Origin of the sequence: Actinoallomurus sp. CA-142502, from assembly GCF_050936355.1 — a bacterium.
In the GTDB taxonomy this organism is placed as follows: domain Bacteria; phylum Actinomycetota; class Actinomycetes; order Streptosporangiales; family Streptosporangiaceae; genus Actinoallomurus; species Actinoallomurus iriomotensis.
The window spans coordinates 8373324-8391605 of the sequence record NZ_JBNJMY010000001.1 but is presented as its reverse complement, the minus strand read 5'-3'; the positions used below and the strand labels follow the sequence as shown (position 1 = coordinate 8391605).

Below are 18282 nucleotides of genomic sequence, written 5' to 3'. Positions count from 1 at the left end.
CGCCCGAGTGGCTGGGGCGGTGCCGCTCATCCGAGCGGTCGGGGCTCGGCGTGCCCGCCTGCGCGGTCGGGGTTCGGCCTACGTGCCTGCGCGGTCGGTTGGGCCTGCGTCCCCGGGCGGCTGGGGTCGGTGCGGCGCGCCTGCGGGGCCGGGGTTGAGGCTGGTCACCGGAGCGGTCGGGGCTCGGTGTGCCCACCTGCGCGGTCGGTTGGGCCTGCGCCCCGGACGGCTGAGGTTGAGGCCGCGCCCTGCGCGGCCGGGGCTGGGCCTGCCCGCCCGGGCGGTCGGGGTTCGGGCCGCGCGTCTGCGCGCCCAAGCGGCTGGAGGGTCGGGCCTGCGCGGTCGAGGTTCGGCCTGCGCGGCTGGCGTTGAGGCTGCTCGCCCGAGCGGTCGGGGCTCGGCGTGCTCGCCTGCGCGGCTGGGGCTGGGCCTGCCCACCTGCGTGGCTGGGGTTGGGGCTGCGCGCCCGAGTGGACGAAATCGGGCCTGCCCGCCAGAGTGGCCGAAACTGGGTCTGCGCGCCCGGGCCGGCGGGGTTCGGGCCGCGCGTCTGCGCGCCCAGCGCCTGGGAGGCTGGGCCTGCGCGGTCGAGGTTCGGCCTGCGCGGCTGGGGCTGGGCTTGCCCGCCTGCGCGGTCGAGGTTAGGCCTGCGCCCAGGCGGCTGGGGTTGGGGCCGCGCGCCTGCCCGTCTGAGCGGCCGGGGTTCGGGCCGCCTGTCCGAGCCGCCTGGGCTTGGGTTACCCGCCGGGGCGGACGAGGCCGGTCTCGTACGCGTAGACCACGGCCTGGGTGCGGTCGCGCAGCTCCAGTTTCATCAGGATGCGTCCGACGTGCGTCTTCACGGTCTGTTCGGCCAGGACGAGCTCGGCGGCGATCTCCGCGTTGGACATGCCGCGCGCCACCAGGCCGAGCACCTCGCTCTCGCGTTCGGTGAGTCCCTCCGCGAGCCGGCCGTCGGGGCCCCGCGGCGCGCCCATGCGGGCGAATTCGGCGATGAGCCGCCGGGTCACCACCGGGGCGAGCAGCGCGTCGCCCCGCGCGACGACGCGCACCGCGTCGGACAGCTCACTCGCCGAGGCGTCCTTCAGCAGGAACCCGCTGGCGCCCGAACGCAGCGCCTCGTACACGTAGTCGTCCAGGTCGAAGGTGGTCAGGACCAGCACCTTCGGCGCGGCCTCGCCCGCGGTGATGATGCGGGTGGCGGCCAGGCCGTCCATCACCGGCATGCGGACGTCCATCAGGACCACGTCGGGGCGCAGTTCCGCCGCGCGCGCCACCGCCTCCTTACCGTCGACCGCCTCGCCCACGACGTGGATGTCGGGCTGGGCGTTCAGCAGGATGGAGAAACCGGACCGGACCATGCCCTGGTCGTCGGCGATGAGCACACGGATCATGTGTGGGCCTTCTGGTACGGGAGGACGGCGGTGACGGCGAACCCGCCGTCGGGCCGGGGGCCGACGGCGAGCGTGCCGCCGAGCATGCTCGCACGTTCGCGCATGCCGACGAGACCGTGGCCGCCGCCGCTCTCGGCGACCGGCCGGGGCGCGGTGCCGGGACCGTTGACGACGTGCAGGCGCAGTTCGTCGGAGCGGTAGTCGATGTCCACGGTCACCGATGCGCCCGGCGCGTGCTTCATGGCGTTGCTGAGCGCCTCCTGCAGGATGCGGTGCGCCGACAGTGCCACCCCCTGCGGCAGCGGCGGCGGTTCGCCGGTCGAGGAGACCTCGACGGTCAGCCCGCCGCTCCGGGCGGAGGCGACGACCTCCTCCAGGCGGTCGAGGCCGGGCTGCGGCGTGGTGTCCGGCGTGTGGCCGGTGCGCAGCACACCGAGGACGCGGCGTAGCTCGGTCAGCCCTTCGAGGGCGCTGGCGCGGATGTCGGCGAAGCTCTCGGCCAGTTCGGGCGGGGGATCGGTGACCTTGTACGGCGCGGCCTCGGCCTGGATCGCGATGACCGACATGTGGTGGGCGACGACGTCGTGCAACTCGCGTGCGATCCGCTGGCGCTCCTCCAGCACGGCCGTCTCGGCCGCGTGCCGCGCCTCCTGCTCGGCGAGCACCTGCCGGGTGGTGCGCCGCATCCGTACGAGATGGCCGGCGACGAGGGGGACCAACATGGGAACCGCGACCGCGGCGGTGGACGAGTCGACCACCGCCGCGCCGACGACCGTGACGACGGCGGCGCCGGCCGTGACGCGGTTGCCGCCACGGACCCCCACCGCGTACAGGCACAGCAGGTAGACCACGACGGCGCCCGGAAGGTAGGGCAGGCTGAGGCCCTGAGCGAGGAGCAGGGCGCGGGCGGCCAGGACCCCGCCGGCCGAGCACAGCCACGCGGCGAGCGGCCGCCGGTCGCGGAGCGTGAGCGGCGCCGCGGTGATGAACGAGATGAGGATGAGCAGGACGTCGGAGGGATGACCGGGGGACGGGTGCGGCGGGCGCGGAACGGCGTTGTCGAGGGCGAAGAACAGCAGGGCGATGACGAAGTCCAACGCCACGACGATGTCGACGCGGCCCACCCGCAGGCGGGAGCGGATGCGCCCACGCCGCGGCGCCGCGGCGCTCCGCTCACCGGTCATGCGCCGAGCTTAGGGGGCCGCGCACGCGGGACGCGTCCGACGTCAGAGGGATCCCGCGGGTGCTACTCCGGTATGGGGCACGGGTAGAAAGAAGGCCATGGATCCCCTCGAGGCACTCAAACGCATCGCGTTCCTGCTGGAGCGCGCCGGCGAGGCGACCTACCGCGTGCGCGCGTTCCGCCGCGCGGCCGCGACGGTCGAGCGCACCCCGGCCGGCGACCTGGCCGCCCGCGCGCGAGCCGGCACGCTGGAGGAGCTGTCCGGCGTCGGCAAGGTCACCGCACTGGTGATCAAGGAGGCGCTCGACGGGGAGACGCCCGTGTACCTGCGGCGGCTCGAGGCGACCGAGGGGCAGCCGCTCGACGAGGCCGCGGAGGCGCTGCGTGCGGCGTTGCGCGGCGACCTGCACACGCACTCGGACTGGTCGGACGGGGGTTCGCCGATCGAGGAGATGGCGGCGGCCGCGATCGGCATCGGCCACGACTATGTCGCGCTGACCGACCACTCGCCGCGGCTGAAGGTGGCGAACGGCCTGTCGCCGGAGCGGCTCCGTTCACAGCTCGACGTCGTCGCGGCGCTGAACAAGGAGCTCGCGCCGTTCCGCATCCTGACCGGCATCGAGGTCGACATCCTCGACGACGGCTCGCTCGACCAGGACCCCGAGCTGCTGGCCGAGCTCGACGTCGTCGTCGCCAGTGTGCACTCCAAGCTGCGCATGCCGTCGGCCGAGATGACCCCGCGCATGCTGGCCGCCATCGAGAACCCGCGCGTCAACGTCCTCGGCCACTGCACCGGCCGCATCGTCGCGGCCGGTGGCCGCCGCGGCGGCAAGCGGCCCGAGTCGGAGTTCGACGCCGAGCGGGTCTTCGCCGCCTGCGTACGGCACGACGTCGCGGTGGAGATCAACTCCCGGCCGGACCGGCTCGACCCGCCCAAACGCCTGCTGCGCCCCGCGCTGGAGGCGGGCTGCCGGTTCTCCATCGACTCCGACGCCCACGCGCCGGGTCAGCTCGACTGGCAGCCGTTCGGGTGTGAGCGCGCGGCCCGGTGCGGCGTGCCCCCGGAGCGCGTCGTCAACACGATGTGCCTGGACGACCTGCTCGCCTGGGCCGCCGCCTGACGCCGGTCAGGGCGTGATGTCGGTGCGCCGCCCGCCGTCGAGGTCCCGCCGAGCTGATGGACGGCCTGGTGCGGGCCTCACCCTGCGGGACCGTGAGCCGATGATGGCCGAGCTCCTGGCCAAGGTGATCTGACCGTTCCGACCTGCGGAGACGCCCTCTGGTCGGCTGGTAGCGGCATGGATACACGTGGGCAACATGCCGGAAATGTCGATAGGGCACCTTGTTCGGCAGGGAGGTGAGCGTTTTGTCGCTCTTGCGCATCCGAATCAAGCTGCCGGACCGGCCGGGATCACTCGGTACGGTCGCCCGCACGCTGGGCGCCGCCGGCGCCGACATCGTCCAGGTGGTGGTGCTGGAGCGTGCCGCGGGCCGCGCCGTCGACGACGTCACGGTCACCTGGCCGGACGGCGTCTCGCTCGACGTCCTGTGCGACGCGCTGTACTCGGTCCGCGGTGTCGTGGTCGACGGGGTCTGGCGTACGACCGAGGCGCCGGGCGTCTTCTCCGACGTCGAGGTCGTGGGCCAGATGGCCTCGAACCCGCCGAACGGCGTCGTCGCGCTGGTCGAGGCGGTGCCCAAGATCTTCGGCGCCGACTGGGCCGCCATGCTGACCCCGGACGGCACGGTGGTGCACGCGAGCTGGCAGGCGCCCGACCCGGTGGTACCGCCGCCGCTGCCCGCCTCCTCCGGCCGCGCCTTCACCGGCGAGGACGGGGTCCGGTACGCCTGCGTGCCGGTCGGCGGTGCCACGCAGACGTTGCTCCTGGCCCGGGTGGCGGCCCCGCCGTTCCACCGGACGGAGATCGAGCGGCTGATCCAGCTCGCGACCGCGGCCGAGGCCGTATTGGGCGTTTCAGCTGCGGCATGACACGCTATGGCGCGTGGCGAAGGTAAAGAAACAGAAAGGCCTGCTGACCGTCCTGTTGGCGCTCGCGGCCAATCTGGGCATCGCGCTGGCCAAGACGGCCGCCGCGCTGATAACCGGTTCGGCGTCCATGGCGGCGGAGGCGGGACACTCGTTCGTCGACTCGATCAACGAGGTCTTCCTCCTCACCGCGCTGCGGCGCAGTAAGCGGCCCGCGGACTCGCGGCATCCCTTCGGCCACGGCACCGAGCGCTACTTCTGGTCACTGCTCGTCGCCGTGTGCATCTTCGGGATGGGTGCGCTGTTCGCGTTCATCCAGGGCATCGGGGCGCTTCTCGGCAAGGGCGCCGAGGAGGCCAGCCCGCTCATCGGCTACGTCGTGCTGGCGATCTCGGCCGTGCTGGAGTTCATCTCGTGGCGGCAGGCGTTCCGCGAGACCCGGCAGCACGCGCGCGAGCGCGACCAGGGCTTCCTGGAGTTCCTCCGCACGACCGACGACCCGACCGCCAAGTCCGTCCTGTTCGAGGACTCGGCGGCGCTGCTCGGCATCGCCTTCGCCGCTCTCGGCCTGCTGACGCACCAGCTGACCGGCTCGGCCGTCGGTGACGGCATCGCCTCGCTGCTCATCGGCCTGATGCTGTCGCTGGTCGCGTTCCTGCTCGGCCGGACGAACCGGGAGCTGCTCGTCGGCCGCCAGGCGCGGCCGGAGGTGCTGGAGGGCATGCGCCGGATGCTGACGAACGCGCCCGAGGTCGAGGAGCTCGTCGACCTGCTGACGATGAACGTCGGCACCGACCAGGTGCTCGTCTGCGCCCGGCTGGACTTCGACGACTCCCTCGGCGCCGCCGACGTCGAACGCGCGTGCGCGCGGCTCGACGGCGAGCTGCACGAGGCTTACCACGAGGTCTATGAGGTGTTCCTCGAACCCGTACCCCGCGACGACTCCGGCCTGCGCGAACGCGTTCTGGCCCGGTACGGCAGGCAAATCGCCGACGAGACCGCCTGACGGCGTTCGCCGGTAAATGTCGGTGTCGCGACCTACGTTCGGGGCGTGAACCGTACCGACCGCCTCTACGCGATCGTCGAAGAACTCCGGGCGAGCGCGCCCGGCCGGCGCAGCGCCCGTTCGCTCGCCGACCGTTTCGACGTCAGCGTCCGCACCATCGAACGCGACGTGAGCGCGCTTCAGCAGGCGGGCGTGCCGATCTACGCCGACACCGGGCGCAGCGGCGGCTACACCCTCGACCGCACCCGCACCCTGCCCCCTATGAACTTCACTCCGGCCGAGGCGGTCGCCGTGGGCATCGCGCTGGGCCGGGCCACGGAAGCGCCGTTCGCCCGGTCCGCGCGCACCGCCCTGCTCAAGATCATCGCTGCGATGTCGGCCGCCGACGGCGCCGAGGCGCGCGAGCTGGCCGAGCGGATCCGGTTCCTGGTGCCGGGCGGGGAGGACGACCGTGCCGTCGTGCCCGCCGTCGTCGAGGAGGCCGTGGCCCTGCGGCAGGTGGTGCGGCTGGCCTACGTCGACCGCAACGGCACCGAGACCGAACGCGACGTCGAGCCGGTCGCGTTCGTGTCGGGCGCGCGCGACTGGTACCTCGTCGGCTGGTGCCGCCTGCGCGAGGGCCCGCGCCTGTTCCGCATGGACCGCATCCGCCGGGCGTCGCTGCTGGAGGAGACCGCGCCCGTACGCGACTTCGGCGAGATGGCCCCGCGCGTTCCGGACCTGGTGGCACACGCACTCCAACTCGGCTGAACTCCCCGGGAAACACCGACATAGGGCTGTCGCCGGCGGGCGGGATCGTACGTGTCGTCCGCGCGGATCCGCGCGGAGTCCCGGATCGGAAGGCGACGATGATGAGTGCTCAGTACAACGCGGTGGGATGGTTCGAGGTCGCGACCGACCGGCCGGAGGAGGCCCAGAAGTTCTACGGCGAGCTGTTCGGCTGGACGTTCGCCGGCGACGGGCCGTACCGGGAGATCACGGCGCCGGGCGCCGACCACGTCAGTGGAGGGCTCTTCGACTCGGAGGGCGGGTTCCCCGGCTACGCCATCTTCTACGTGACGGTCGAGGACGTGGCGGCGGCCCTGGCGAAGGCGGAGTCGCTCGGCGCGAAGGCGATCGTGCCGCCGACCACCACGCCGGACGGCCTGGTCTTCGCCCAGCTGCGCGACACCACCGGCAACCACTTCGGCATCTTCACCCCGCCGCCGAGCGCCTGAGCTCGGGCGGGTGGGCGCTCGCGGGCGCGTCCACCCGCCTCAACGGCGGGGCGCGTGGACCTGATCGAGGCCCGCGCGCAGGGTACGGGCGAGCGCGGTGGCGTTTCCGGTCTTCCAGAAGTGCAGGTAGAACAGGCGCGGCTGCTCGTACAGCATGTGGTTGTGCAGCTCGACGATGGTCATGCCGTGCGAGCGCAGGGCGTTGATCACCGGGTTGACCTGGTCGGCGATCATCGTGAAGTCGCCGTTGACCGCGGCGCGTCCGGCTCCGAGCGGCTGGAACATCAGCAGCGTCGAGGCCTCCATCAGGTACGGCAGCGTGACGTGGGCGCGGGTGTCGGTGATCTTCTGGGCGACGGGGATGTGATACTGCAGCACGCCGTGCTCGTCCTCGCCCCTGGCGCCGATGACGCGGTCCAGGGCCGCGGTGTCCAGGGCGACCGGGGGTTCGGTGCCCTCCGGCTGGTGGAGGGGGATGCCGGTCTGCGCGAGAGCGGTGTGCACCGTACGGGCGATGCGGACGGGATCGCCCTGGGCCCAGTAGTGCATCCACCACAGGCGCGGGGTCTCGTCCTGGAGGTGCTTGTGCAGGGCGGTGATCTCCACGCCGCCCTGCCGCAGGCGGTCGGCGACCCGGTTCACCTCGGGGCCGGTCAGCGTGACCTCACCGATCATCAGGGCTCGGCCGGGAGCGGTCTGGTGGAAGGAGGCCTCGGCGTTCAGCTCCATGCCGGGGTTCTCCCGTACGCCGGCGTTGACGACGTGCAGGTCGGTGCGCAGCCACTCGGCGGTGTGCACGCCGCCGGCCTCGCTCTGCAGCGGCCGGCCGATGGCGCGGCCCACGGCGTTCCAGTCGATGCCGCCCGCCTTCGCCGGGGCCGTGCCGCCGGTGAGGGCGAGCGCGGCGGCCGTCGCCAGGCCGAGGACACGGTGTCGCCGCCAGTGCGCCGGTGAGGCGCGTACCTGCCACGGGAACGGACCGGACATCGTCTTCCTCCCCCCGTCGGCCGAGGTGTCGGATGCCGCTATATGAGCCGTTCCCCGGTTGTCGGGGTGCGTACCGTGTTTCCGGCCTCGGGGCGGTCAGCGGGCGTCCGGGGTCCAGGCCGTCACCAGGGCCAGCAGGCCGGGGAAGCGGGCGTCGAGGTCGGCGACGCGTACGTGGCTGCGGCGCTCCAGGCCGTACTGGCGCTGCCGGATGATCCCGGCCTCGCGCAGGGCCTTGAAGTGGTGGGTGAGCGACGACTTCGGACGGTCGAGGCCGAACCAGCCGCACGGGTGGTCGAAGCTCTCCCGCTCCAGCAGCAGCTTGCGCACGATGCGCAGGCGCAGCGGCTCGCTGAGTGCGCTCAGCACCGTCTCCAGGCGCAGGTCGTCCACTGCCGGCTCGGGCAGCGGCTCGGGCAGGCCGGGGGGTTCGGGCAGCTCCCTGATGGCGGGCGCGGCGGCCATGGTCGGCGGCACGGGCGGCTCCTCCTGACGACGTTTCCTTGTTCGACTCTGATCGTACTGGATGCTACAGTCCGACCCTATTCGTACTAGTTCGACTTTTGTCGTACTGTCGGGAGGGTGCAGTGGCAGAGAGTCAGACCGTTCCACGCGGACCCGGGATCGGGGAGCGTCCGGTGCCGACGTGGTGGGTGTGGCTGGCCGCCTGGCCGGTCGCCGCCGTGTTCGTGCTGTCCAACGCGGCCACCCCGCTGTACGTGCTGTGGCAGCGCGACATCGGCTTCTCCAAGGGCACGCTCACCGTGATCTTCGCCTGCTACATCGTGGGGCTGCTCGGCTCCCTGCTCGTGTCCGGCGTGGTCTCCGACCGGCTCGGACGCAGGCGCGTGCTGCTGCCCGCTCTCGGCCTCGCCCTCGCCGCCTGTGTGATCTTCGCGACCGCGTCGACCGTGGTCGCGCTGATCGTGGCCCGGCTCTTCGCCGGCATCGCCGTCGGCGCCGTCGTCTCGGCCGGCATGGCGGCGGTCACCGACGTGGCGGGTCCGCACCGCAGGCGGCTCGCCGCGCTGCTCGCCTCCTGCTCCATGGTCTTCGGCGCGGGGCTGGGGCCGCTGCTGGCCGGGGTGCTCTCCGAGGTCGTGCCGGGCCCGACCGTCACCGTCTTCGTCGTCGAGGCCGCGCTGCTGGTCACCGCCGTCCTCGTCGTCGTGCGCATGCCCGCGCCGCGTCCGGCCGTACCGGTCACGGGCGCCTGGGTGCGCCTCCCGCGCGTCCCCCACGGCAACGGCCGGCAGCTCACCCTCGGCGTCGCCGTGTTCGCGCCGGGCATCACCGCGACGTCCTTCGTGCTGTCGCTGGGCCCCTCGCTGCTGTCCGGTCTGCTCGGCACCACCAGCCGCGTCGTCGCGGGCGCCATGGCGTTCGTGATGTTCCTCGCCGCCACCGCGGTGCAGTTCGCCGTCCAGCGGCTGCGCCGGCGCACCGTTCTCACGGCCGGCGCGGTCAGCACCACGGCCGGCATGGCCGCCCTGATCACGGCCGTGCACACCGCGTCCGTCCCGGCGCTCGTCGCCGCCGCCCTGCTGGCCGGCGCCGGCCAGGGCATGGGGCAGCTCGGCGGGCTGTCCCTGCTGAACTCCAGCGTCCCGGCCCGGCGCCTGGCCGAGGCCAACGCGGCTCTCAACGTGGGCGGCTATCTGCCCGCCGGTCTCCTGCCCGTCTCCGCCGGCTACCTCAGCGACGCCGTGGGCCTCACGTCGGGCGCGACCGCCTTCGGCGCCGTACTGCTGAGCCTGGCGGCCGTCGGCGGCGTCGTGGTCCTCGCCGACCGGCGCCGTACGGCGGCGTGACCGGCCAGGCCGATTCGCCTCTGGGGCCGTGTGCGATCAGTAGTCTGATCGCGACGCCGCCTCCCCCTTGGACGGACCGCGCATGCCAGAGGATCTTCAGCCCGGCGACCCCCGACGCCTGGGCGGCTACCGCCTGCTGAGCCGGCTCGGGCGTGGTGGCATGGGAACCGTGTACCTGGGTGAGGACGATGACGGCCAGAAGGCCGCGATCAAGGTCATCAACCAGGAACTCGCCACTGACACCGCCTTCGCCGAGCGTTTCCGGCAGGAGGTCCGGGCGGCTCGCCGCGTCCGCAGGTTCTGTACGGCGCCCGTACTCGACGCCGAACTCGACCGCCCTCCCTACTACGTCGTCACCGAGTTCATCACCGGCCCCACTCTGCAGGACGCGGTCGAGTCCGAGGGGCCGCTGCGCGGATCGGACCTGGAGGGCCTGGCGGTGGGAATGGCGACCGCACTGTCGGCCATCCACGACGCCGGACTGGTGCACCGGGACCTCAAGCCCACCAACGTCCTGCTCTCATCCTTCGGACCCCGCGTCATCGACTTCGGGATCGCCCGGGCTCTCGACAGCCTCACCACGGTCACCCGGACCGGACAGCTGGTGGGCACGCCCGCGTTCCTGGCGCCCGAGCTGATCAACGGCGCCGACGTCACCCCCGCCGCCGACGTGTTCTCCTGGGGGTGCGTCCTGGCGTTCGCGGGCACCGGCCGCGGCCCCTTCACCGGCCGTACGCTCCCGGAGATCCTGCACCGCGTGGTCTACGAGCCGCCGGACCTGGAAGGCCTTGACCGCTCGCTGCGCGACATCGTCGAAGCGTCGCTGGCCAAGGACCCCAAGGCCCGGCCCGGCGTCCCCGAGCTCCTGACGCGACTGACCGGCCACCGCCCGGACGCACCGGGTCCCGCCACGGAAGTACCGGTCGGCGCCTCCACGGGCGGACGACAGCAGCCGCCCACCATCACGATGCACGCGCCGGTCCCGGTCGCGCGCCCTCACCGTGTGGCGCGTGTGCGGTATCCGCCTCCTCCGCCGCCGCGCCCGCGGAAACGCTCGCCCGGCCTGGGCTTCGGTCTCTTCGCGATCGTGACCGTGCTGATCGTGCTGGCCGTGCTGGCCGTGTCGGCCTTCGTGTGGATGATGAGGACCCTGGTGTCGGGTTCGGGGACGTCGGCCGATCCTCCGAGGTCGGGTGTGACCGCCCCGCCGGGGCAGGGCGGCGATGACGTCCCGGCCAAGTTCCTCGGAACGTGGCACGGTTCGATCGACCAGAAAGGATTGTCCAAAAGCCCGTATCCCGTGGTGCTCACCCTCACCCGGGGCCGGATCGGCGCCGTCGTCGGCCGTTCCTCGTACACGACGCTGCGATGCGTCGGAGAACTCAAGCTCACCAAGGCCTCCGCCGACCGCCTGGTGGTGGAAGAGCACATCAAGACGGGACGGCTCAACTGCACCGACACGGTGATCACACTGAGGTACCGGACCGGAAAGAGAATCGACTATTCCTTCGAGAACCCCACCGGACACGGGGTGCTGACCCATTAGGTCTCGGCCGCGTTCCCGGCGGCGGTGAGCAGAGTGTCCTCTGTCCGGCACCTCGCGGCGTACGCCTCGACGGTACGGAGACGATGGCGAGCCCGCCGAGCAGCAGGACCGAACCCGCGGTCACCGGCGCGGACGGGCGCTCGCCGAGGACGGAGACGGCCAGGGCGGCGGCGACCAGCGGCTCGGCCAGTGACAGCGTGCCCGCCGTCGCCGCGGTGACGCGGCGCAGGCCGGTGACGAAGAACCAGTACGCCAGCGCCGCGGTGATCGGACCGAGCCACGTGACCAGGGCGAGCCCGCGTACGGTGCCGAGCGCGGGCAGACCGGCCAGGGTCCACGGAGCGAGGACCGCCCCACCGGCCAGCAGCGTGATCGATACGGCGGCCGGCATGCCGGCGCCCTTCTGGATGAGCCGCTTGGCCGACACCGTGTAGACGCCGAAACACCCGCCGGCCAACACCCCGAACGCCGCGCCGTACGCGTCGACCCGTACGGCGCCGGCCGGTGTCATCACCAGGGCGCAGCCGGCGATCGCCCCTGCCGTACCGGCGATCCAGCGCCGCGTCAGCCGGGTGCCGAGCACCAGCCGTTCGCAGACTCCGGTGCTGACCGGCGCGATCCCGAACGCGATGGCGGTCGCGACGGCAGCGCCGGTCCGCGCGACCGAGGTCATGAACGCGGCCTGGAACGTGGCGGTGGCGGCGGTGGCGGCCAGCAACGGCGGCCAGGTCGTACGGGACAGCGTGCGGTACGCGCGGGGAGCCGTCACCAGAACGGCGACCGCCAGCACGACGCCGCCGAGGAGGATCCGGGCGCCGCCCAGGGCGACCGGCCCCGCCGGGACGTCGGCCAGCACCTGGGCCGGTCCGACGGTGCCCCACAGGATTCCGGCCATGAGCACCAGCAGCACTCCGGAAACGTCGTTTCGTTGCTCCATGGCCGCGACGTTAGGGAGAAATGCGCGAAAAGACGCCGGGAGGCGAACTTCGTTCGAGCGGGTGCGGCCCGGCCGTCAATCGTTCGCCAGGGCTTCGCTTTCCCCGCGGTCAGCCGTACGAGCTTCGGTGATCCCGCTCTCCGACGTCCGAAAGTTCGGACTGCTCGGCCGGTTGCACGTAGTCGAACACCACGGTGGTGCGCACGTCCACGAACTCCTTGCGCCGCGCGAGGCGGTCGAGGACGAAGTCCCGCAGGTACGTCGTGCTGGGCACGGCCACGTGGACGAGGAGGTCCTCGTTGCCCGTCACGACGAACACCCCGAGCGTCTCGGGAAGCTTGGCCATGCTGTCCCGCACCGACTCGATGGCCTCCCGCGACTGCGGCCTGATCCGGATCGAGATCAGCGCCTGCACGCTGCGGCCGAGCGCCGTCATGTCCACCCTGGCGTGGAAACCGGTGATCACTCCGCGCTCGCGCAGGGCGCGCGTCCGCTCCAGGGCGGTCGAGGGGGCGATCCCCACCGCCTGCGCGAGTTCCCGGTTGGTCTGCCTGCCGTCCCGCTGCAGCCGCCGCAGGATCTCCCGGTCCACCGCGTCCACGAAAATCCCTCCATCACGCCGAACTCCGTACGCGCGGCGTCGGCTCGCCGCCGCATTCGCCGAACTTTATTCGGACCTCGGCCGCGGCCATGACCGAGAACCTCGCCGTCGACGGCGGCACGATCCCGTATGAGGTGACGGGCGCCGGCCTGGAGCCGTACCGCCATCGCCGGTGATCTGCTCGCCGTGGTCCGTCACCTGGGCGGTCCGGTGCGAGCACGTGAGCGGCCAGGAAGACCTCAACCGGCGCATCGCGGCGTTGGCGTTGAGCGAGGCCGCCGATGCCGTGGGCGGCGCGGTCCAGGGGTACGCGGGCCGCGACGCGCGCCTTCCGCGGCTTCGTCCTGGAGCACCCCCGGCCGCTACGCCGCGACGATCGGCGTGGAACCGACCGGCCCGGACGAGCCAATGGCCACCGCGAGTCAGCGGCCGCTCGACGCGTTCACGGCGGTGCTGCGCGGCTACGAGATCAAAAAGGGCGACGTGGACCACGCCCCGCGCATGCTCCGCGGTCTCTGCCACGGCTTCGCCACCTTGCAGGCGGCCAACGGCTTCCAGCGGAGCGTCGACGTCGACGACGGCTTCGAGTGGTTGATCGCCTTCGCCGACCGGGGCCTGGGCGCGGGTTGAGCGACGGTCCGCCGGTCCTCGTGGAACGGAACGCGGGCGGGCGCCGTCCAAGCGGTGACGCCGGGTGCCGGCGGGTGCCCGACCAGGCCTCGTGAAGCCGAGGTGGCGAGATGCCGATCAACCGCCTGGTCCTGTCCGCGACCGCGTTATCGTGTGCGGCCCTGGTGGCCTGTGACCGCCAGCCGACCTCCTGTTCCTGCCCGGCGGCGCCGTCCTGGACGAGGGTCTGCGGGATCCGCCTGGAGGGGGGCCCCGGTTCCCTGCGGCTGGACCAGAGCCCGCCCGCCAAGAGGACCGGACGGGTCTCGTCGGTGCGCCACTCGGTCATCCCGGCCTCGATGACCTTCGCGGCGGCCGTGGACCGGCACCTCAGGGTGATCCTGATCCTGACCGGCACGGGCTGCAAGAACGATCCGATGGTCGTCGTCGATCCGGTGACCGCGTTCCGTACCGTGGCCGTCGCCCGGGGCCGCAACGGGGGAGTGGCCGCGATCAGCCTGGCCGAGCTTTCCGACAAGGTGCCCACAACGGTCCGTGCCTACCGGAACGGACGCCTCGTCGGCCAGATCGCCCTCAACCGGCCGGTGCCGACCGCTCCGCCGCCGTCACCGCCACCGCCCACCCCGGTCGTGCGCACCGTGTGCGCCAAGCCGATACCCGGAGTGCCACAGCCCATGATCTGCACCCTCAGAACGTTCCCGCCCGACGCGACCGACTGGTAGCGGTCCAGAGCGTGGGTCCGCCGCCTCACGGCTGGTCGGCGGGAAGTGCCGAGCGCGGCACACCTTTACCGGCGGTATTACATACTGAGTGGTACGGGCAGATCGGACGCGATTAGCTCATTCCGGCTGGCGATCTCGCAGTCTTCCGTTATGGTGAGGGTCCGTAGGTCAAGGTCGGATCCGCACAGCACATAGGCGGTTATGACATATCTGGATCCGATCTTCCGTGCGCTCGGAGGGTCGACGATGCCGCGCAGCCTGGCGGTCGCGTCAAGGCAAAGCCTTTCTTCTTCCGCGTCTCGGCACGGAATCATTCGTATGTCGTCGACGCTGTCGATGACGCCGCTGAACTGCCGCATCGAGCGCGTCGTCTCGATGTAGGCGCGAGCGACAGAAACGGCGACCTCGGGTCTGTCGATACGAAGCCCGCAGGCACGCATCATCGAAGTGAATTCTTCTGGCGCTTCGGTAAGATAGAAGACGATGTCATCGACCAATCCCACGTAAAAGCTTGCTCGTGAATGTGGAAATGCGTCGAATAGTATGACATGCGCTCCACCAGGTACGGGCTTCAGCGGGTGCATCAAGGACGCGGCAGGGTTCTTCGCGAGCGCGGCTTGGACTGCACGGCCCTTGGCGGCCAGGCCGGCACTCACCATCTCACGCATATTTCCTCCGTTAACGCATTCGTCGACCTGACGGAGCAGAGGGTGCATCGCGCACAGTCGTCAATTGGCATTCGCATCGATTTGTTATTCCCCGTGATGGACGCGCCATATTCTTTCAAAATATTGCGGGTACGGGATGCCGTCTGTGCACCTCACTATCCGGCCGCTGTGGATGCTGTCCAAAATCGCCTGCTCGCCGCCGCGCGCGTATTCGCGCTGCAGAATCACGTCTGGCAGGTCCGGCGCGTATCGCTGATACCCGATATTGCTGAGAATCTGTTTGACCTGCGCGTTGCTCTCATCTTTGCGTATGCCCTCGATGTAGGGCGTTCGCCCTCTCTTCCACACAACGGGAGTCCTTCCTTTATATCAGACGCACTCAGATAGGGGAGAAGTGTTACGAACTCCTCTTCGTCTGCGGGGCTGGCCGCTATTGCGGCGTCACGTTCGGGAAGTTTCGAGCTACCGCGGCAGAATTTCTCTGCCGCGCTTTCGAACAGACCTAGCTTCGCGGATCGCCGAGTGCGGTCATTCGACGCCGCAATCGTCGTCGGCCTGTGCCTGCCGTCTCATGGCCATGTTGTGTACTCCAGGGGGACGTTCGACGCCGGTTCGTCCGAGGCCGGCTTCGACCATGTCCGACCGCTGCCTGAAGTTCACAGTCTGGCGGATGGGCAAGCGACGGCGCCACCGTTGGAGATAATAGGTACATCGCGGCCCGATTGACCTGAATGACGTTCGGTCCGTGCCGCTCGGAGAGCATGGACATCATCACCCTCGGCCATTCTTCGTCCGTTCTTCCAGTGCTCCCGGCCGGGGTCAAGAAGACGCGAAAGGCAGTTCCCAACCGGACGGGGTCGTGCAGCGGCGTTGCCGCATTTCCGTATGCCGGCGTTCAGCGGGCGCGTTGAGCGGCGGAGCGGTCACTGGCGGCTGACGGCGCGGGTGATGCCGGCGACGACGGTGGTGGCGAGGATCCAGCCTGCGGCGATGAGGAGGTAGGCGAGCCACTGGTAGGCGCCGTGGGGGTTGAAGGCCTTCTCCTGGCCGAAGTCGATGATCGGCAGGAGGAGGTCGAGTGTGTAGATGAGGGCGTTGAAGTCGGGGGCTTTGCCTGGCTCTACGGGTTGTGGGTGGTGGAGGCCGTAGACGACGGTGCCGAGGAGCAGGAGGCCGAGGAGCCAGGCCATGGCTCGGGTGGGGCGGTAGCCGTAGCCGACGGTGGCGTCCTGGGCGTGTCCCCAGAGTTTGGCGTACCAGGCCAGTGTGGTGCGGTGGCGGCGTTGTCTGGCGAGTTGCACGGCGCGGGCTTGGGCGTCGTCGCCGACGCGCCGGTACGCGGCGGCGAGTTGTTCGTAGGCGTGCGGGACATAGCCGTCGTCGTCGCGTTCGAGTACGGCCAGCCGTGGGCCGGCGGGGAGGCGGGGTTGGAGTGAGGTGTAGGTGAGCCCGTCGAGTTTGACATGGGCCGGCCAGACCTCGGGGGCGGCGTGGATGAGGCCGATCTGGGAGCCGCGCAGGTTGACCGATCCGCTGATGGGCGCGGCGTCACCCAGCCAGAGTTCGCCGATCGTGCAGCTGGTGGCGCGCAACGCGACGCCGCGGGGGTTGGACAGACGGGCCTCGCCGAGGTTGACCTGGGCGGGGATCTTGGCTCCGCGTAGGTTGATCCTGCCCTCGGCGTGGAGTCGCCAGGCGGTCAGGTTGGATCCGACGGTGAGGTTCTCGGCGTCGATGACCGTGTGGTCCGGCTCGCTCAGGTCGGCGTTATCGAGGTTCACGGCGCCGGTGACGGTCGCTCCGGCGAGCCGGATCTGTCCGCGGGTCCTCAGCCGGGGCGCCCAGATGTCGTCGTCGATGGTGGCGTGGTTGAGCTGCAGGATCGGGTCGCGTTCGGCGTCATCGACTCGTTCTTCGCCCAGGTCGGCCTTGTCGAGGAAGAAGGCCCCGGAGATCCTCGCGCCGCCGAGCCGTACCGCGCCGGGGATGCGGCTGCCGGTGATCCGCAGGACGCCGTCGACGCGGATGGTGGCGGCGTCCAGCCCGGGCAGGTGACACTGGCTGAAGTTGAGCTGGCGGATCCGCATCGCGTACAGGTTCGGGGCGTGGTCGAAGTGGCAGTTCCAGAACCGGACGGCATAGGGGATCGTCGCGTGCCTGAGATCCAGCCGGCCGGTGACGCGTACGCCGGCCAGGCGCAGTGACGCGATCTCGCCATCGGCGGGCCGGCCACTGACCAGAAGCCTCCGGATGACCTCGGCGCGTACGGAGCGCTCCGGGCCCCACGCATGGCCTTCCTCGGCCGTTTCGCCGTTGGCGTCAGAGAACTGGACGTCTCGGCCGTACGGGAACGCGTCCCATACTTTGCGCTCAAAGGGTGTCAGGCCGGGATTCTTCATCGGCGGGACTTTCTCGCGGCCACGGTCGCCGTGTCAACGAGCGTCGCGACCCACCGGCGCGGCGTCAGAGGTCGGCGTAGCCGGGGATGCCGGCCTTGATGCGCTCGAGTACCGCTTCGTCGGAGATGCCCTGGAAGTCGTGGCGGGGGCTGTAGGGGGCTTCCAGGCGGCGGGCCTCTTCGTCGGTGATGTCGAGATCGAGGGAGGCGACGGCGTCGTCGATCTGCTGGATCGTGCGGGCGCCGACGATAGGGGCCGCGACGACGGGGTTGCGGCGTAGCCAGGCGAGGGCGACCTGGGCGCGGGTGACGCCGCGGGCGTCGGCGACGGCGCCGACCTCGTCGAGGATCTGCCGGTCGTTGTCGGCGTTGGCCTTGGTGTAGAGCATGTCGGCGTAGGCGCCGTCGGTGGCGGCGCGCTCCGTGGTGTTCGCCTGGCCGGCGGGGCGGGCGAGGCGGCCGCGGGCGAGGGGGCTCCACACCATGGTGGCGACGCCCTCGTCGGCGCAGAGTGGGAGCATTCCGCGTTCCTCCTCGCGGGCGAGCAGGTTGTAGTGGTCCTGCATGGTGACGAACCGGGCCCAGCCGTGGCGCTCCTGGAGGTGGAGAAGTTTGGCGAACTGCCAGGCGTGCATGGAGGACGCGCCGAGGTAGCGGGCCTTGCCGGACTTCACGACGTCGTGCAGGGCCTCCAGGGTCTCCTCCAGCGGCGTCTCGTCGTCGAGGCGGTGGATCATGTAGACGTCGACGTGGTCGGTGCCGAGGCGGCGCAGGCTGTCCTCGATCTCGGTCATGATCGCCTTGCGGGAGAGGCCCTTGCCGTTGGGGCCGGGGCGCATGGTGTGGCGCACCTTGGTGGTGATCACGACCTCGTCGCGGCGTGCGTAGTCCTTGAGGGCGCGGCCGAGGATCTCCTCGCTGGAGCCGTAGGAGTACATGTTGGCGGTGTCGAAGAAGTTGATGCCGGCCTCCAGGGCGTGCCGGATCAGCGGGCGGCTGGTCTCCTCGTCGAGCGACCAGACGGGGTGGCCGCGGCCGGGCTCGCCGTAGGTCATGGCGCCGATGGCGACCGGGGAGACGTCGAGGCCGGTGCGGCCGAGTTTGATGTAGCGCACGGGGGCTCCTACAGTGGGTACGAGAGTAAGCGGAGAACTCTCCGTCTGGCTCCGGAGACGCTAGCGGAGAACTCTCCGCT

18 protein-coding genes are annotated in these 18282 nt (G+C 71.1%); 9 read left to right on the top strand and 9 right to left on the bottom strand.

Going from position 1 to position 18282, the window contains the following annotated elements; all coding sequences use genetic code 11:
- Nucleotides 1–737 precede the first annotated feature (737 nt).
- Nucleotides 738–1394, bottom strand: a complete 657-nt coding sequence (locus ACQEV1_RS39160) for a response regulator (protein ID WP_285628195.1) — start codon at nt 1392–1394, stop codon at nt 738–740.
- Nucleotides 1391–2578: a sensor histidine kinase gene (locus ACQEV1_RS39155; protein ID WP_433401443.1), complete on the bottom strand. Its 1188-nt coding sequence runs from the start codon at nt 2576–2578 to the stop codon at nt 1391–1393. Before ACQEV1_RS39155 ends, ACQEV1_RS39160 begins: the two co-directional genes overlap by 4 nt.
- Nucleotides 2579–2675: 97 nt before the next feature.
- Here ACQEV1_RS39155 and ACQEV1_RS39150 point away from each other — a divergent pair, with 97 nt between their 5' ends.
- The 5 genes from ACQEV1_RS39150 to ACQEV1_RS39130 all read left to right on the top strand — a co-directional run bounded on the left by ACQEV1_RS39150 (nt 2676) and on the right by ACQEV1_RS39130 (nt 6787).
- A complete protein-coding gene (locus ACQEV1_RS39150; RefSeq protein ID WP_433401440.1) occupies nt 2676–3698 on the top strand; it encodes a PHP domain-containing protein in 1023 nt (340 codons plus the stop codon).
- Nucleotides 3699–3952: 254 nt separating this feature from the next.
- A complete protein-coding gene (locus tag ACQEV1_RS39145; RefSeq protein ID WP_433401437.1) occupies nt 3953–4567 on the top strand; it encodes an amino acid-binding protein in 615 nt (204 codons plus the stop codon).
- A 13-nt stretch (nt 4568–4580) separates the two neighbouring features.
- Nucleotides 4581–5570, top strand: a complete 990-nt coding sequence (locus ACQEV1_RS39140; protein WP_285628207.1) for a cation diffusion facilitator family transporter — start codon at nt 4581–4583, stop codon at nt 5568–5570.
- A 45-nt stretch (nt 5571–5615) separates the two neighbouring features.
- Complete coding sequence (locus ACQEV1_RS39135; RefSeq protein WP_433401433.1) at nt 5616–6320, top strand: helix-turn-helix transcriptional regulator; 705 nt, start codon at nt 5616–5618, stop codon at nt 6318–6320.
- Between the two features lie 101 nt (nt 6321–6421).
- Entirely contained in the window at nt 6422–6787 is a 366-nt protein-coding gene (locus ACQEV1_RS39130) for a VOC family protein (protein ID WP_285628212.1), read from the top strand.
- A 39-nt stretch (nt 6788–6826) separates the two neighbouring features.
- On the opposite strand, the gene ACQEV1_RS39125 is transcribed toward ACQEV1_RS39130, so the two are convergent.
- Together ACQEV1_RS39125 and ACQEV1_RS39120 are read right to left on the bottom strand one after the other, a co-directional pair.
- Nucleotides 6827–7774 carry a DUF1259 domain-containing protein gene (locus tag ACQEV1_RS39125; protein WP_433401429.1) on the bottom strand — a complete coding sequence of 316 codons (948 nt, stop codon included), beginning with the start codon at nt 7772–7774 and terminating at the stop codon, nt 6827–6829.
- Between the two features lie 96 nt (nt 7775–7870).
- Nucleotides 7871–8239, bottom strand: coding sequence for an ArsR/SmtB family transcription factor (locus ACQEV1_RS39120; protein WP_285580527.1), 369 nt, complete (start codon nt 8237–8239; stop codon nt 7871–7873).
- Nucleotides 8240–8412: 173 nt separating this feature from the next.
- Between ACQEV1_RS39120 and ACQEV1_RS39115 the strand changes: the two genes are divergently transcribed.
- Nucleotides 8413–9585: an MFS transporter gene (locus ACQEV1_RS39115; protein ID WP_433401426.1), complete on the top strand. Its 1173-nt coding sequence runs from the start codon at nt 8413–8415 to the stop codon at nt 9583–9585.
- Between the two features lie 82 nt (nt 9586–9667).
- Complete coding sequence (locus ACQEV1_RS39110; protein WP_433401423.1) at nt 9668–11131, top strand: serine/threonine-protein kinase; 1464 nt, start codon at nt 9668–9670, stop codon at nt 11129–11131.
- On the opposite strand, the gene ACQEV1_RS39105 is transcribed toward ACQEV1_RS39110, so the two are convergent.
- Nucleotides 11052–12068, bottom strand: a complete 1017-nt coding sequence (locus tag ACQEV1_RS39105) for a DMT family transporter (RefSeq protein WP_433401420.1) — start codon at nt 12066–12068, stop codon at nt 11052–11054. The genes ACQEV1_RS39110 and ACQEV1_RS39105 overlap by 80 nt on opposite strands.
- A gap of 109 nt (nt 12069–12177) precedes the next feature.
- Nucleotides 12178–12669: an Lrp/AsnC family transcriptional regulator gene (locus tag ACQEV1_RS39100; RefSeq protein WP_285580106.1), complete on the bottom strand. Its 492-nt coding sequence runs from the start codon at nt 12667–12669 to the stop codon at nt 12178–12180.
- A 186-nt stretch (nt 12670–12855) separates the two neighbouring features.
- Here ACQEV1_RS39100 and ACQEV1_RS39095 point away from each other — a divergent pair, with 186 nt between their 5' ends.
- Both ACQEV1_RS39095 and ACQEV1_RS39090 read left to right on the top strand, forming a co-directional pair.
- Nucleotides 12856–13299 (top strand): TetR-like C-terminal domain-containing protein, encoded by a 444-nt coding sequence (locus tag ACQEV1_RS39095; protein WP_433401417.1) that lies wholly within the window; start codon nt 12856–12858, stop codon nt 13297–13299.
- A 110-nt stretch (nt 13300–13409) separates the two neighbouring features.
- The gene (locus tag ACQEV1_RS39090; RefSeq protein WP_433401414.1) at nt 13410–14021 is read left to right on the top strand and encodes a hypothetical protein; all 612 of its coding nucleotides are present in this window, start codon (nt 13410–13412) and stop codon (nt 14019–14021) included.
- A gap of 77 nt (nt 14022–14098) precedes the next feature.
- On the opposite strand, the gene ACQEV1_RS39085 is transcribed toward ACQEV1_RS39090, so the two are convergent.
- From ACQEV1_RS39085 to ACQEV1_RS39075, 3 genes are all read right to left on the bottom strand, one after another.
- A complete protein-coding gene (locus tag ACQEV1_RS39085) occupies nt 14099–14689 on the bottom strand; it encodes a hypothetical protein (protein ID WP_433401411.1) in 591 nt (196 codons plus the stop codon).
- A 923-nt stretch (nt 14690–15612) separates the two neighbouring features.
- Complete coding sequence (locus ACQEV1_RS39080) at nt 15613–17088, bottom strand: hypothetical protein (RefSeq protein WP_433401408.1); 1476 nt, start codon at nt 17086–17088, stop codon at nt 15613–15615.
- 64 nt (nt 17089–17152) lie between these two features.
- A complete protein-coding gene (locus tag ACQEV1_RS39075; RefSeq protein WP_433401406.1) occupies nt 17153–18202 on the bottom strand; it encodes an aldo/keto reductase in 1050 nt (349 codons plus the stop codon).
- Between the last annotated feature and the right edge of the window lie 80 nt (nt 18203–18282).

What these genes read in the sequence shown, in the direction of transcription:
- ACQEV1_RS39120 (WP_285580527.1), bottom strand. Translation starts at nt 8,239, where the DNA reads ATGGCCGCCGCGCCCGCCATCAGGGAGCTGCCCGAACCCCCCGGCCTG.
- ACQEV1_RS39085 (WP_433401411.1), bottom strand. Translation starts at nt 14,689, where the DNA reads ATGCGTGAGATGGTGAGTGCCGGCCTGGCCGCCAAGGGCCGTGCAGTC.
- ACQEV1_RS39125 (WP_433401429.1), bottom strand. Translation starts at nt 7,774, where the DNA reads ATGTCCGGTCCGTTCCCGTGGCAGGTACGCGCCTCACCGGCGCACTGG.
- ACQEV1_RS39105 (WP_433401420.1), bottom strand. Translation starts at nt 12,068, where the DNA reads ATGGAGCAACGAAACGACGTTTCCGGAGTGCTGCTGGTGCTCATGGCC.
- ACQEV1_RS39155 (WP_433401443.1), bottom strand. Translation starts at nt 2,578, where the DNA reads ATGACCGGTGAGCGGAGCGCCGCGGCGCCGCGGCGTGGGCGCATCCGC.
- ACQEV1_RS39110 (WP_433401423.1), top strand. Translation starts at nt 9,668, where the DNA reads ATGCCAGAGGATCTTCAGCCCGGCGACCCCCGACGCCTGGGCGGCTAC.
- ACQEV1_RS39090 (WP_433401414.1), top strand. Translation starts at nt 13,410, where the DNA reads ATGCCGATCAACCGCCTGGTCCTGTCCGCGACCGCGTTATCGTGTGCG.
- ACQEV1_RS39130 (WP_285628212.1), top strand. Translation starts at nt 6,422, where the DNA reads ATGAGTGCTCAGTACAACGCGGTGGGATGGTTCGAGGTCGCGACCGAC.
- ACQEV1_RS39150 (WP_433401440.1), top strand. Translation starts at nt 2,676, where the DNA reads ATGGATCCCCTCGAGGCACTCAAACGCATCGCGTTCCTGCTGGAGCGC.
- ACQEV1_RS39160 (WP_285628195.1), bottom strand. Translation starts at nt 1,394, where the DNA reads ATGATCCGTGTGCTCATCGCCGACGACCAGGGCATGGTCCGGTCCGGT.
- ACQEV1_RS39080 (WP_433401408.1), bottom strand. Translation starts at nt 17,088, where the DNA reads ATGAAGAATCCCGGCCTGACACCCTTTGAGCGCAAAGTATGGGACGCG.